This is a genomic window from Belliella calami (genome assembly GCF_022549695.1).
GTDB lineage: Bacteria > Bacteroidota > Bacteroidia > Cytophagales > Cyclobacteriaceae > Belliella > Belliella calami.
In genome coordinates this window covers 43,800-57,346 of sequence record NZ_JAKZGS010000010.1, presented here as the reverse complement: position 1 = coordinate 57,346, position 13,547 = coordinate 43,800, and the positions used below count along the sequence as shown (strand labels likewise).

At 37.0% G+C, this 13,547-nt stretch carries 17 protein-coding genes; 9 read left to right on the top strand and 8 right to left on the bottom strand.

Annotated features, from left to right (window positions below; all coding sequences use genetic code 11):
* The first annotated feature begins 60 nt into the window (after positions 1 to 60).
* From MM236_RS12670 to MM236_RS12660, 3 genes are all read left to right on the top strand, one after another.
* The gene (locus MM236_RS12670) at positions 61 to 699 is read left to right on the top strand and encodes a hypothetical protein (RefSeq protein WP_241275351.1); all 639 of its coding nucleotides are present in this window, start codon (positions 61 to 63) and stop codon (positions 697 to 699) included.
* 36 nt (positions 700 to 735) lie between these two features.
* The gene (locus MM236_RS12665; RefSeq protein ID WP_241275350.1) at positions 736 to 1,272 is read left to right on the top strand and encodes a YfiT family bacillithiol transferase; all 537 of its coding nucleotides are present in this window, start codon (positions 736 to 738) and stop codon (positions 1,270 to 1,272) included.
* Positions 1,273 to 1,529: 257 nt separating this feature from the next.
* Entirely contained in the window at positions 1,530 to 2,270 is a 741-nt protein-coding gene (locus MM236_RS12660) for a porin family protein (RefSeq protein ID WP_241275349.1), read from the top strand.
* Between the two features lie 200 nt (positions 2,271 to 2,470).
* Here the strand turns inward: MM236_RS12660 and MM236_RS12655 are convergent, their stop codons facing one another.
* Positions 2,471 to 3,604 (bottom strand): hypothetical protein, encoded by a 1,134-nt coding sequence (locus MM236_RS12655; RefSeq protein WP_241275348.1) that lies wholly within the window; start codon positions 3,602 to 3,604, stop codon positions 2,471 to 2,473.
* 88 nt (positions 3,605 to 3,692) lie between these two features.
* Here MM236_RS12655 and MM236_RS12650 point away from each other — a divergent pair, with 88 nt between their 5' ends.
* A complete protein-coding gene (locus MM236_RS12650) occupies positions 3,693 to 4,337 on the top strand; it encodes a TatD family hydrolase (RefSeq protein WP_241275347.1) in 645 nt (214 codons plus the stop codon).
* Complete coding sequence (locus tag MM236_RS12645; protein WP_241275346.1) at positions 4,334 to 5,056, top strand: tRNA threonylcarbamoyladenosine dehydratase; 723 nt, start codon at positions 4,334 to 4,336, stop codon at positions 5,054 to 5,056. The genes MM236_RS12650 and MM236_RS12645 overlap by 4 nt, the downstream gene beginning before the upstream one ends.
* Before the next feature lie 129 nt (positions 5,057 to 5,185).
* Here the strand turns inward: MM236_RS12645 and MM236_RS12640 are convergent, their stop codons facing one another.
* Positions 5,186 to 5,377, bottom strand: coding sequence for a hypothetical protein (locus MM236_RS12640; protein ID WP_241275345.1), 192 nt, complete (start codon positions 5,375 to 5,377; stop codon positions 5,186 to 5,188).
* Positions 5,378 to 5,755: 378 nt separating this feature from the next.
* Between MM236_RS12640 and MM236_RS12635 the strand changes: the two genes are divergently transcribed.
* Positions 5,756 to 8,602 (top strand): outer membrane beta-barrel protein, encoded by a 2,847-nt coding sequence (locus tag MM236_RS12635; protein ID WP_241275344.1) that lies wholly within the window; start codon positions 5,756 to 5,758, stop codon positions 8,600 to 8,602.
* Positions 8,603 to 8,725: 123 nt separating this feature from the next.
* On the opposite strand, the gene MM236_RS12630 is transcribed toward MM236_RS12635, so the two are convergent.
* Positions 8,726 to 9,295, bottom strand: a complete 570-nt coding sequence (locus tag MM236_RS12630) for a fasciclin domain-containing protein (protein WP_241275343.1) — start codon at positions 9,293 to 9,295, stop codon at positions 8,726 to 8,728.
* Positions 9,296 to 9,439: 144 nt separating this feature from the next.
* A complete protein-coding gene (locus MM236_RS12625; RefSeq protein ID WP_241275342.1) occupies positions 9,440 to 9,913 on the bottom strand; it encodes a hypothetical protein in 474 nt (157 codons plus the stop codon).
* Here MM236_RS12625 and MM236_RS12620 point away from each other — a divergent pair.
* On the top strand, positions 9,896 to 10,231 hold the full coding sequence (locus tag MM236_RS12620; RefSeq protein ID WP_241275341.1) for a tRNA-binding protein: 336 nt from the start codon (positions 9,896 to 9,898) through the stop codon (positions 10,229 to 10,231). The genes MM236_RS12625 and MM236_RS12620 overlap by 18 nt on opposite strands.
* Here the strand turns inward: MM236_RS12620 and MM236_RS12615 are convergent.
* Complete coding sequence (locus MM236_RS12615; RefSeq protein WP_241275340.1) at positions 10,228 to 10,548, bottom strand: Rieske (2Fe-2S) protein; 321 nt, start codon at positions 10,546 to 10,548, stop codon at positions 10,228 to 10,230. The two genes, MM236_RS12620 and MM236_RS12615, sit on opposite strands and share 4 nt — an antisense overlap.
* A gap of 52 nt (positions 10,549 to 10,600) precedes the next feature.
* On the opposite strand from MM236_RS12615, the gene MM236_RS12610 reads away from it, so the two are divergent.
* Entirely contained in the window at positions 10,601 to 11,344 is a 744-nt protein-coding gene (locus MM236_RS12610) for a hypothetical protein (protein ID WP_241275339.1), read from the top strand.
* Positions 11,345 to 11,383: 39 nt separating this feature from the next.
* On the opposite strand, the gene MM236_RS12605 is transcribed toward MM236_RS12610, so the two are convergent.
* The 3 genes from MM236_RS12605 to MM236_RS12595 are packed head-to-tail and all read right to left on the bottom strand — an operon-like array spanning position 11,384 to position 12,757.
* A complete protein-coding gene (locus MM236_RS12605; RefSeq protein ID WP_241275338.1) occupies positions 11,384 to 11,983 on the bottom strand; it encodes a DNA-3-methyladenine glycosylase I in 600 nt (199 codons plus the stop codon).
* A gap of 5 nt (positions 11,984 to 11,988) precedes the next feature.
* A complete protein-coding gene (locus MM236_RS12600) occupies positions 11,989 to 12,453 on the bottom strand; it encodes a TspO/MBR family protein (RefSeq protein WP_241275337.1) in 465 nt (154 codons plus the stop codon).
* A 1-nt stretch (position 12,454) separates the two neighbouring features.
* On the bottom strand, positions 12,455 to 12,757 hold the full coding sequence (locus MM236_RS12595) for a DUF4286 family protein (RefSeq protein ID WP_241275336.1): 303 nt from the start codon (positions 12,755 to 12,757) through the stop codon (positions 12,455 to 12,457).
* A 124-nt stretch (positions 12,758 to 12,881) separates the two neighbouring features.
* Here MM236_RS12595 and MM236_RS12590 point away from each other — a divergent pair, with 124 nt between their 5' ends.
* Positions 12,882 to 13,544 (top strand): carotenoid biosynthesis protein, encoded by a 663-nt coding sequence (locus tag MM236_RS12590; RefSeq protein WP_241275335.1) that lies wholly within the window; start codon positions 12,882 to 12,884, stop codon positions 13,542 to 13,544.
* Positions 13,545 to 13,547 lie beyond the last annotated feature (3 nt).

Below are 13,547 nucleotides of genomic sequence, written 5' to 3'. Positions count from 1 at the left end.
AGTTCAGCCCTAAAAACCCTACCTGCACAAAGTTAAAATCCATGCCACCCATGAATTACAATGAGATATATAAAAATCAGAGGTTATAAGAAAAAGATTTCCAAAATTCAGGAATGGATAAATGAAAACCTGGAATTGGACACAAAGTTTTTGAATGAAAGAAAATACATGTACACCAAAGTTTATGTTGACCCTTGGGATAGTTTGACTTTGACAGAAAGCCATATTCCAGAACCAAAAGGGAAGGCTAAAATGGAAATCATTAAAGGGCTTGAAAAAATCTATGATAACTGGAAAACCAAATTAGAAAAGCTAAACAGACCTTATTATTTGAAAATTTGGCTTTATGAACCAAGGGTTTCCAAATCTCAAGTGGTTTGCGCCATTGATGATAGGATTAATCACTATGAAAATATATTTGAAGCGGCCGAATTTAAAAAAAATAATTCTTCATTTTTAAGTCAATTAAGTCAAGAATTTAAATGGGAGCCAAAGGTTGACGAAGAACCATATTGGAAAAGTGATTTGCTTTGGTCTATTGAACAATACAAAAAGAATGAAGCGTATTTTTGGGATAGAAGGTTATTGGAAAAATTAGAAAATGGAAGTTTTAGGAATCAGGAAATTCAGAATTCTAACGGAAATAAAGACATAATTTATTTTATACCAAAAGGTAAACTTTGGGTGGGAAGTAAATAAAAACGAATACATAGATCGAAGCACGAAATGACGGATATGGAATTAGAAAACTTAAAATTCCCAATTGGTAAGTTTGCCAAACCTGCTACAATTACAAACGCTATTTTAGAAAAATGGATTGATGATATTTCGACATTTCCTGTGAGACTAGTCATTGAAGTTGGTGACCTTACTGACGAACAACTTGATACACCATACAGACCAAATGGCTGGACAATTAGGCAGGTAATACACCATTGTGCCGACAGTCACATGAATAGCTTGGTTCGGCTAAAACTTGCGCTTACGGAAGAAGAACCAACTATTAAACCTTACTTTGAAGAACGCTGGGCAGAACTTGACGATACCAAAAATATGCCTATCCATTCATCATTGAAAATGCTAGAAGGTATTCACGAAAGATGGACTTTTTTGTTGAAAAACCTATCTGAAGACCATCACAAACGAGTTTTCATTCATCCGGAACACGGAATGAAATTTAGGATTGACGAAAATATTGGTGTTTATGCTTGGCATTGCAATCATCATCTTGCTCATATCAAAGAAACAAAAAAGAGGCAAAACTGGAAATAAAGCGTATTATATAAAAAAACTGACATTTTCGCTTTTTTCTTTGCTGTTTCTGCGTGAAACTTATTCCGTAAACCTGTCTCATATGCGTTCTAATGCATGGATATTTTATTAAAAAAAATTTTTTATCAAGCTGAAAAGTATCAGCAAATGAAAGATTTTCACAATAAATACCTACATGTAGGTATTTTTAGTTTGATAGAGTTTAGTTAGATTTGGTCAGTATAAAACAAGAATATTCTAAACCAAACTTCCTTAAAATGAAAAAATATTTAGCAATCATATTATTTACTTTGATTTCTATCCTGTCGTTTGGACAAAGTAATTATCAAGATGTAGTATATCTCAAAGATGGTAACGTAGTAAGAGGAGTGATAATAGAGCAAGTTCCCAATACTTCCATAAGGATTCAGACTCCCAACAGAAGTGTTTTCTTTTTTGAAATGGATGAAATTGAAAAGCTGACAAAAGAGAAGGGGAGTACTAATTTTGACAAAAGAAGAGGTTATATAGGTCTTACCATTGGACCATCTTTTCCATTAGGGGATTTTGGCGATCCTTCAAATGGCTTGGCAAAAACCGGCTTACAAATAAACTTGGTCAACTTTGGTTATCTTTTTTCAGATAATTTCGGAATTGCAGGTTCTTGGTTTGGTGCGGCCAACCCAATAGATGCAAATGGTATAGATCCTTGGTCTTATGGGGGCTTGATGATTGGTCCTTTATTATCACTGCCAGTTTCAGAAACTGTGGATTTTGATTTTAAACCGATGATTGGATATGCCGCTACTACTATTCCCAATGTGGGTTCTGGTACGCAGACCTCCGCTTCATATGCATACAGTTTGGGAACACAAGTACGAATTCACGTCGGCCCAAAATTTTCACTAATTATCAGCGCAGATTATTTTTCTACAAAACCAGAGTTTGAAAACTATAATGTAGAACAAAAAATCGGAACAATTAACTTGGGCTTTGGTGGTTCATTTAGGTTGAGGTAAGATCAAAAAAATAATTTACCAGAGTTGAACACAAATTTAATTCATCTATCCTTATTTGATAGCAAGCAGATTGCGCTAAAGACGCAGGCTAGATCATAATACTTTAGCAAACCACAGATAAGCACTTCGCTACATAGCCTTTTCCTTAGTGTTCATCTGTGGTTACTTTCTTTTGCCGTGCAATAAATGTTTTACTGTGGTTATTCCTCTGCTCCAAGTTTTACCTTATATACTTTCACAAAATCCTCTTCCTCTTCAAGGTTTATTTCTCCCAAAAACCAAATGAATCCATCTCTAACGAGCCATTGTCTTGCATTGTATTCATATGGAATTGGTAAGTCTTTCAATTTTCTTCCTTCCAAATCCATGATGAGCATTCTATATCTGTAATCTTTTTTCATTTTTGCCATGATAGTTTGCCATCCCAAATTATCATATTTGTCCTGATCAAGTTCAGGTACGCCAGGTGAAAAAGAGATCAGTATATTGTTTTCCAAAACTTTTAGATTTTCTATTCTTCCTGAAAACATATCTGGACTAATCATTCTTGGATCAGCTTTCTCAAAATCTTCACCTTGATTAAAAGTATAATCATCAATCTCCAAATTCACCCTTTTAATTTTTTCGTAAGGTGATTCAATTTGATGGATGTTTAGTGCAGGTTCTATTCCTTGGATATAATAAATCCTGTTTTTGTCAACAGTCACCAGCGATTTGATATGACTGAGGTCATGTGCTTTGCCATTTCTAAATACACTTTGTTCATCCAGATTCATAAATAGATCAACTTTTCTGTCCAAAGTGTCAAACCAAGCAAGGGAAAGATAATTCTCATAAAACTCCTTGGTATTTCTGTCAAAGGCAGTCCTTCCTCCTGTAGGGGTTATGATTCTATCCCCTACCCAATAAAACTCTTGATCTGCTGAAGCCCGTCCCGAAAATGCCGGCATCTCTGCTTCTTGATGTTTGCCGCCATTGATTAGATTTCCCTCCAAGTCATAAGTATATACTCCCTGATTGGAAATGACGGTAAAGCTTTTTCCATCTTCCGAAAATTTTCCTGCACCTAATGGAAAAGAGCCATAACTAGCTGGCGAATCACTTTCATTTATGATTTCTGTAGGACTAGTACCGTCAAAATCACTGACAATCAAACTCCTAGTCTGTTGGTCGAATAGCAATATCTTTTTTGATTCGGGATGTACATCCATCAGGTTCAGAATTCCAAAATAAGAAATTTGTAGAGAATCTTCTTTTATCAAAGTCAATTCTTCTGCATTTACATTATTTTCCTTACTTTTCTCCGAACAAGAAAAAACCAAAAACAAGGACATTGATATGAGTATTTGTTGTTTTATGTGTCTAAATTTTTCATTAAACTAACAAATAAGTAGTTCTAATCAAAAAAGAGTAGCTGATTTCATGGATTTATTTGATTTACATACGCATGGTATCAATGGGAAGCGCTCGATATACAACCAAAGTACTGAAAAAGACAATGCCCAATTTTGGTATTCTTTGGGAATTCACCCTTGGGAATTGGATGAGGATTGGGAGCGGAAATTGGAAAAAATGAAAGCAGCTTCCCAAGATCCGAATTTGATGGCTATTGGAGAATGTGGCTTTGATCTGATCAAAGGGCCTGCGGTCAACATACAGCAGGAAGCATTTGCGGCACAGCTAGATTGGGCGCTTGAGTTAGGTCTACCGGTGATCATGCATCAAGTGAAAGGGACTCATCTTTTGCAACAAATCATAAAGGAAAAAGCAATCCTCCCTCCGATGATTTGGCATGGTTTCAATGCAAAATCACAGATCGGTAGCTCCTTGTTGGATGCCCCTATTTACTTTTCCTTTGGTAAAGCGTTGTTCAATAGTGGCTCAAATGCACAAGAATTTCTGAAAATTTGTCCGTTCGAAAGAATTTTTTTTGAAACTGATGATTCGAATTTGAAAATTGAACAGGTTTTTTCACAAGCTTCTTTACTTTTGCAAATTCCAGTCGAAAGACTTTTGGAACAAGTAGTGGGAAATTGGAATAACATCTCGAAAAGAAAAATAACATGAGTGATTTAGCGTGGCTTTCAAGGACAGAATTGATAGTAGGCCGTGAAGGATTGGAAAAATTGGCACAGAAACATGTATTGGTGGTTGGATTGGGTGGAGTTGGGTCTTTTGCTGCGGAATTTATCTGTAGAAGTGGGGTTGGAGAAATGACGATTATCGATGGAGATGCAGTAGATATCAGCAATTGCAACAGACAGCTGCCCGCTACCCAAAAAAATGTCGGTCAGCTAAAGGCTGAATGGATGGAAGAGCGATTGACCGCGATCAATCCAAACCTTAAGATTCATGTCATCAAAGAATTTCTAAAGCCTGGTGCGATGTTCAAATTGCTTCAGGAAAATGAATATGATTATGTTGTGGACTGTATTGACAGTTTTTCGCCGAAACTTCATCTGATAGAAAGTGCCTATCAAAAAGGATTTCCCATAGTCAGTTCGATGGGTGCTGGAGGAAAAGTAGATCCCACTCAGATCAAAGTTGCCGATATCTCAGAAACCTACAATTGCAAACTTGCCAAACACGTCAGAAAGAGGATCAAGAATAAGGGCATTACTTCTGGATTCAAGGCCGTATTTTCTTCAGAACTCTATCTCAAAGATAGCCTCATGATGACTGATGGCCGAAATTTCAAAAAATCAGCTTACGGAACCATGTCCTTTTTACCAGCCGCCTTTGGCTGTACCTGTGCTTCCGTGGTAGTCAATGATTTACTTGAATAATGTACGAAGTATGATGTACAAAGTACGAAGTATGATGTACGAAGATGGGGTTTGATGTAAATTTGAAATATGCTCTGAAGAAGGTTAAAAGTTTAGCGTTTAGGAGTTTAGAAAAAGGCCTGCTATCCCCTAATCTTCCAATCTTCCAATCTTCAAATCCCTAATCTTCCAACTTTCCAACCTTTTAACCAATCCCCCAATCCCCCAATCCCCAATATCTATTTGGTGCTTTGGAAATAGCCAATTTGGCGCCGCCCTCAAAGGTCTGCCCCAACCTTTGAGGTTTTTTCCAAACCTCGAAGGTTTACCCCAACTTTCCAACTTTCCAACCTTTTAACCAGTCTGCCCCAATTTTCCAACTTTCCAACCTTTTAACCAATCCCCAATCCCCAATCCCTAATATCTATTTGGTGCTTTAGAAATAGCGAATTGAGCCACGCACTCAAAGGTCTGCCCCAACTTTCCAACTTTCCAACTTTATAACCTTTTAACTAATCCCCCCAATCTTCCAATCTTCCAATCTTCAAATCCCTAATCTTCCAACTTTCCAACCTTTTAACCAATCCCCCAATCCCCCAATCCCCACCCCCCTTTTTTAGCCTTTCAACCTGAAAAAATTCCTTTTAAAACTTAGTGATATTGGAGGTTAAACTTTTCAATCATTCGTCGTGTCTAAGACTCGATTTAAAAACCAAAAGAATGAATATTAAGATTTACAGATTATTTTTCTTGCTAGTGATGATGGCTGCCACTATGGAGGTTTCAGCTCAACGAAATCAGCAAGGCAGACCTGATTTGAAATTCAAAGGGAAGGTCATCGAAGGTGGTACAAAGTTGCCAATGATTGGTGCCAATGTGTTGGTAAAGACAGTAACCGACTCCGTATTGACATCCACTGTGACGGATATTGATGGGAATTTTGAAGTAAGCAGACCTTGGATTCCCGATGTGAAAGTTGAGATTTCATTTTTGGGCTTCGAAAAATTCTCCAAACAAATGGGAAGGGCAGATGGTCTGGATCTTGGAATTATTGCCTTGAATGAAGACAGTAAATTACTTGGAGAGGTAGTTATAGAAGGACAGATTGTAGTCGGTGAACAGAAGGGAGACACCACTTCATTCAATGCTGCAGCTTTCAAAACCAGGGAAAATGCAGACGCAGAAGATTTGATCAGAAAATTACCAGGAGTCACTATTCAGAATGGTCAGATTCAAGCAAGGGGAGAAAATGTACAAAAAGTGTTGGTAGATGGAAGGGAGTTTTTTGGAAACGATCCATTTCTGGCTATGAGGAATCTTCCAGCTGATGTAGTAGATCGCGTAGAAATACTTGACCAAAGATCAGATCAAGCTAGATTGACTGGCTTTGATGACGGAAATTATGCAAGGACGATCAATATCGTAACTCGTGGAGATAGAAGACAAGGTACATTCGGAAGACTTTATGCTGGTTATGGAACAGACGAACGCTATTCAGCTGGAGGAAGTCTAAATTTTTTCAATGGAGATCGTAGGATTTCCCTTGTAGGACTATTCAACAATATCAATCAGCAGAATTTTTCCTCTGAAGATTTGGGAGGGAATACTGGAGGAGGAAGACCAGGAGGAGGAAGAGGTGGACCAGCTAATTTTGGTGGTGGCCAAGACAATGGTATCATCACGACAAACAGTATGGGGTTGAATTACTCTGATAAGCTGGGGGAAAAAATGAATGTAACTGGAAGTTACTTTTACAGCAATTCCCGAAACAATCTGAGCAGCTTCACCAATAGGGAAATTATCTTGTCGGAAGAAAATAGACAGTTTTATGAGGAAAATTTGATCAATACTGTCGAAAATGGAAACCATAGAGCCAATGCAAGAATAGAATATGATATCAACCCAAAAAATGCTTTGATCATTACTCCAAGTTTGAATTATACAACAAGTAATGCATATACAGATAGAGACGCTTTGACAATGAATGCTGGCTTAGAATCATTGAGTAGCACACGGTCTATTTCAGACAATAATTCTTCGGGTTATAATATTTCAAACAACATCGTTTACAGATATAAATTCGAAAAACCAGGGAGAACACTTTCTACTACATTATTCACAGCATTGAACAAACGTGACTCCTATTCAGAATTGCTGGCAGCGAATAGGGATTTTATCAGAAATATCAGTGATACCATCAATCAAGAAACTTTTGGTTTGACTGATGGATTCAATTATAGAGTCAACATGCAATTGACCGAGCCGATTTCGGAAAAATCATTGTTGACATTGTCTTATCAAGTTTCAAACAACAAGTCTTCCGCTGATCAGCAGACTTTTAGTTTGGTGCCAGAGGCAAATTTGATGGTACTTGATACTGCATTGAGTAACGTTTTTGACAATCGATTCGTCGTTCAGAGACCAAGTGTAGGCTACAGGTACAATTACAAAAACTGGAATATCAATGCCAATTTGGATTACCAATATGCAGAGCAAGACAATGAAAGTTTGTTCCCTTTAGAAAGGGTGTTTAATAGATCGTTCAGTAATTTGCTTCCTGGTTTGAACTTGAACTATAGGAATATGGCAAAAGGAAGGACATTCAGGATGAGGTACAGGACTTCTACAAACGAGCCAAGTGTCAATCAATTGCAAAATGTAATAGACAACTCAAATCCATTGAACTTAAGAGTTGGTAACCCAAATCTTGGTCAATCTTTTAATCACAATGTCTTTATAAACTTGGGGAAATTGAATTTGGAGAAATCCAGAACTTTCTTTGTATTCGCTTTTGCTTCTTTGACAGAGAATTTTATTGGTTCCAATACTTTTGTGGCCCAACAAGATACTTTGATCAACGGAGAGGTTTTGTTGAGACCTGGTGGGCAATTATCAAGGCCTGAAAATCTAAGTGGCCAATTCAATACAAGGGTTTTCATGACTTATGGTGCACCGATCAAAGCGATCAAATCCCAATTTAACATGAATACCTCAGCTGCATTCACCAGAACTCCTGGAATAATCAATGGTCAGCGGAACCAAAATGACAACATCGATTTGAGCCAAGGCCTGACTTTGACCTCAAATATCAGCAAGGATTTGGACTTTACATTATCAACTACCGGTACTTATACGATCGTAAATTCTTCCTTACAGAATAATTTGAACAATAATTATTATATCCAAAACTCGAATATTAGGTTGTACTATTCTCCGAATAATGGAAAACTATTTGTTTCCAATGTGGTCAACAATGCACTTTACAAAGGCTTGTCGGCAGGTTTGGATCAGCAAGTTTGGTTATGGAATATCGAAGCAGGGTATAGGTTCCTAAAAGATAATAAAGGTGAATTTAAGGTGACAGTATTTGATCTTTTGGGTCAAAACAATGCGATTTCCAGAACAATCAATGACATTTCTATCACGGATACTTTCACGAGAGTACTGACAAGATACGCTTTGTTCAGCTTTACTTATAATATAGGAAGCTTTAAGCAGCCCGCACGCGAACAAGGTGGAAACCCAATGATGCGAATGTTCCAAGGTGGTGGTGGAAGAAGCTGGTAAGGTTTACTTCACCTATAGAAATGAAAAAAGCTGAACGATCAACGTTCAGCTTTTTTTGTGTTTTTTTATTTCTAAGGACAATTCTAATTGATCTTGAATTGGTGGATTTTCAAGAATTCAGAATTATTCGCTTTTTGGAAGCACTACTGTATCTACAGAGTGGATTACACCATTTGACTGATACACATCAGCGATAGTTACTTTTGATTGATTGCCATTTTCATCGGATATATAAAGGTCTTTTCCTTTCATCCATGCAGTCAATTTACCACCTTGAACAGTTGTCAAAGTTGCTTTTCCATTACCTTTTTTGATAGCGGCAGCGATTTCTTTTGATCCCATTTTGCCAGCTACTACATGGTAAGTCAAAATTCCAGTAAGCATTGCTTTGTTTTCAGGCTTCACCAAAGTTTCAACTGTCCCTGCTGGTAATTTTTCGAATGCTGCATTGTCTGGAGCAAATACTGTGAATGGGCCAGGAGTCTGTAAAGTCTCAACTAATCCCGCAGCTTGTACAGCAGCTACCAAAGTTGTGTGGTCTTTTGAATTAACTGCATTTTCTACAATGTTCTTAGACGGATACATTGGAGCACCACCTACAGTTACAGTTTTTTCACTTTGTGCAAAAGCCATCGTTGATCCTAAAAAAAACATGGCTATAAAAGCAGATTTGAATAAATTGATAGTTTTCATAATTCTAAAATTTTTGGTTTGTTTATTTGGAGGGAATTACGACAACATGCAATTGGCTGGATTTAACGATAAAAAAAATAACCAAAAAAAAAGGCTAGATCTTTCGAAATAGCCTGTTTTCAGTTTAGGTTTATTGGTATTTGCTTAATTATCTTCTTTAAACTTATCTACTATATAAAGGAACAAATTGAATGAAAGCGTAGACATACCTTCCTTCTTTATATCCTTATCACTTCCTTGTTTGTAAATTGGATTTTCTTTACGGACAGGATTTTGGTTAGTAGAAGATTTTGTTTCTTTATTAATATTATTTTGTTTGCTATTTAAATCTAATTTAGTGTCGTAATTAGAAGACTCTGGACTTTCAAAATTCATTGGATTATCCACAGTTTTCGGAACATCAGGAAGATTTCTATCTTTGTCACTTTGTGCGAAGATATCGGTAAACCCAAAAACGCAAAATATTATTGCGAAGAAAAATCCTTTAGTATAAGTCAGGGAAATATTATTTTGTTCTAACATAATAAGTGGCTCTAATCTTACTACTTCAACCAGTAGGTTAGAAGTAATGTTTTCAAAAGTATTAAAAATTATGCAGCTATGCAAACGATTGATCATGTTGATTTTCAAAAGATTGATGTCCGAATTGGGACAATTGTTCACGCCGAGGTTTTTGACAAAGCACGAAAACCAGCCTATAAACTGCAAGTTGATTTGGGTGAACTAGGGGTCAAAAAATCATCTGCCCAAATCACAGACTTGTACAAAGTGGAGGAATTGATAGGGAAACAGGTCATTTGTATTTGCAATTTTCCTCCTAGGCAAATTGCAAATTTCATGTCTGAAGTACTTGTCACCGGATTTGATGATGGTCAGGGTAGAATTGCTCTTGCTACTGTTGATATTCCAGTACCAAATGGCGGGAAATTGCATTAAATTGAAATTTTCAATCCATCTTCTGTCAATTCAACTTGATAGGTTTTCAATTGCCCACACGAACCGGATTTTACATCGCCTGTTTTCATATCAAATCTATATTCATGAAGAGGACAGACGATGTCTCCAAAACTTGTAACAGTTCCTTGCTTTAATTCGGCCTTTCTATGTGGGCAATGTGTTTCGAATGCATAAAAAAATTCTCCAACCCTGCTGATACAGATCCTAGTGCTTCCCAATAAGACTACTTTGATATTTCTGTCTGGAATCATGGTCATTACTTGTTCTTTATTCTTTCCAAGTGTAAAATTTTTCATAATCAAAGATTTAATTGGTAATTTACAAGCCTAAACCTAACACAATCTGACCATGAAAAAAATATTGATACTACCGCTCCTATTTCTATTCGGATCATTATTCAGCCAGAGTATTGACGGTGCATGGAAACTTACCCATCAAAATGGCAAAGAGATCAAAGACAAAACATACATCAAAATCTATCAAGACGGGTATTTTTCTTTTGGAGCCAAAGAGAACGAAGGCAATAAGTTTATTAGTGCTGGTGGTGGTGAGTTTAGTCTAAAAGACAATTATTATTTAGAGACATATGATTTTTTTACCGCCGATAAGGAAATGGTTGGAATGAGGGTTGAGTTTTCACTGGATATGGTAGATGGGAAAATTGTGATTTCCACAGAGAAAGCTGGAAATGCCATGGTGGAGATTTGGGAAAAAGTCAGTGATTCCAAAGATGACTTGACAAGAAACTGGGTGATCACCGGAAGAAAAAGAGATGGTGAAATCAGTAGATCTACACCAGGGGCAAGAAGAACCATCAAAATCCTAAGTGGAGGTCATTTCCAATGGGTAGCTTTCAATTCAGAGACTAAAGAATTCTCAGGTACGGGAGGAGGAACATACACAGCCGAGGATGGTCAGTATATAGAAAACATTGAGTTTTTCTCCAGAGATGACAGCAGGGTTGGTGCAAGTTTGGAATTCAAATATGAAGTGGTCGATGGAGAATGGCATCACAGTGGAATGAGTTCCAAAGGAGATCCGATTTATGAAATCTGGACAAAATATAAGGACGCTTATAACCCTAAAAAATAGGTGTGTTTTTTAGAAAACCATAAACAAAATCTAGACATCTCAAATTGCCAAATTCTTCACTTCTTCATAACGAAAGCAATCTACGAGGTGGTCATTGACCAATCCTGTGGCTTGCATATGTGCATAGATTGTGGTGCTTCCCAAAAACTTGAAGCCTCTTTTCTTGAGATCTTTGGAAAGTTTGTCCGACTCCGAAGTCGTTGCAGGAGCATTCTGTAAAGTTTTAAGCTGTCTATCAATGACTTTTCCATCCACAAAATCCCAGATATAATTGGAAAAAGAGCCAAATTCACTTTGGACTTCCATAAAGTGTTTGGCATTGTTGATAGCCGCTTCTATTTTGAGTTTGTTGCGGATGATGCTTGGATCCTGCAGAAGCTCAGAGACATATGAATCTGGCAAATCTGCAACAATTTTGTAATCAAAGTCAGCAAATGCCTTTCTGTAACCTTCCCTTTTCTTCAAGATTGTAGCCCAGCTAAGTCCAGCTTGAGCACTTTCCAAGATCAAAAATTCAAAGTGAATTTTGTCTTCATACACTGGCACCCCCCATTCTTGGTCATGATATTTCACATATTGCTCGAAGCCCAGGCACCAAGGACAACGAAATTTGTTTGGGTCTTGTGAGATATTAGCCATAGGATTTAATTGAGATACCAGATTGAAGCGTTGAGAACAGTAGCAAAGCTCACCCACAAAATGTATGGAATCAGAAGAAATGAAGCCCACTTATGGATTGGGTAAAAGATTTTGATACAAACTAATATCGCTCCCCAAAGAGGTATAATTACAATCAAACCCAGAATAGGAGATTCCAATCCAAAAAAGGCAGGAGACCAAAGCGCATTCAGGAATAGTTGTATCCCAAACAATTTCAATGCAGTTCTTTTTAAAGGATGGTTTGAAGTCCAAATTAGATAAAGGGATATTCCCATCAGCACATAGAGCGTAGTCCAAGCAGGTCCAAATACCCATGAAGGAGGATTGAAGGGAGGTTTCTCCAAAGTTTGATACCAAGAGCCCACTGAAGAGATTGTAACCAAAGCTCCCAGTCCTCCAGCGATTTGGGGGAGGATCAACGATATGACTAATTTCACCCAGTTTTTCATCTTAGACAGATTCGAGTAAGGTCATGAAAATCGCCAATTTTTTTGGGAATTTTTGCTGTACAATCGCATTGTGTGCATCAAAGTAGGTGTTTTGGTAGGTCATCACAGACTGCATATCTTTTGCAAAAAACTGAACAGAATAGTTAATCCCACCATCTTCCGAGTCATGCATGATTCTGAACATTTTGTTTTCAACAAATAAACCTGTTTCCATAATATATGGTACATGGGTGTTTTTCATCCAGTCCAGCCATTCTTTTTCCACATCCTTTTCTACATTGACGGTGATATTGTATAGAATCATATATTTAATCTTTATTTTTGTCCAATTATTTTCTAACAACGAAACGTTTCACGGGTTAATATTTACTCAAATCTCCCTACAAGGATTTAAGTTCCTTGACGAATGGTAATATTAGATGGATAAAATGAATAAGCATTTCTACGCAGGCAACTTTTTCTCCGATAAAGTTACGATTTTCAAAGTAATTATAACAATTTTCCACTTGGTAGGATTACTGGGAATGACTATTCCTCTTTTGAGACCTTATTTTCAATTTCTTACTCCTTTCCACTTACTTCTCTGTACAGGATTACTTTTTTCCTTTCAAAAGGAATGGAACCTTTCCTTTATATTGTTTATTTTCAGTTCATTTTGGTTGGGATATGGTTCTGAAGTAATGGGGGTGCATACAGGTTTTCCATTCGGAAATTACAGTTACGGACCAGTCTTGGGGTTTCAGATGTTTGAAGTGCCTTTATTGATCGGGATCAATTGGTTGCTTTTGGTTTATGCCAGTGGAGAGATTTTTCACCAAAAGATTAAGAATGATTATCTCGGGGCATTGGCTGGAGCTGTTGTGATGGTGGTGCTTGATGTTCTGATAGAGCCTGTAGCTGTCAAACTGGACTTTTGGTCTTGGGAAAATGACAATATCCCACTTTCCAATTTTATTGGTTGGTTAGGTGTTGCTTTTATCATTCAGTTGATTTATAGAAAATTATCTTTTATCAAATCAAATCCACTTTCTTTGTATCTACTAATTAATTTAGCTGCATTCTTTTTCCTGCTCAATATTTTGTTGAGGTAAATT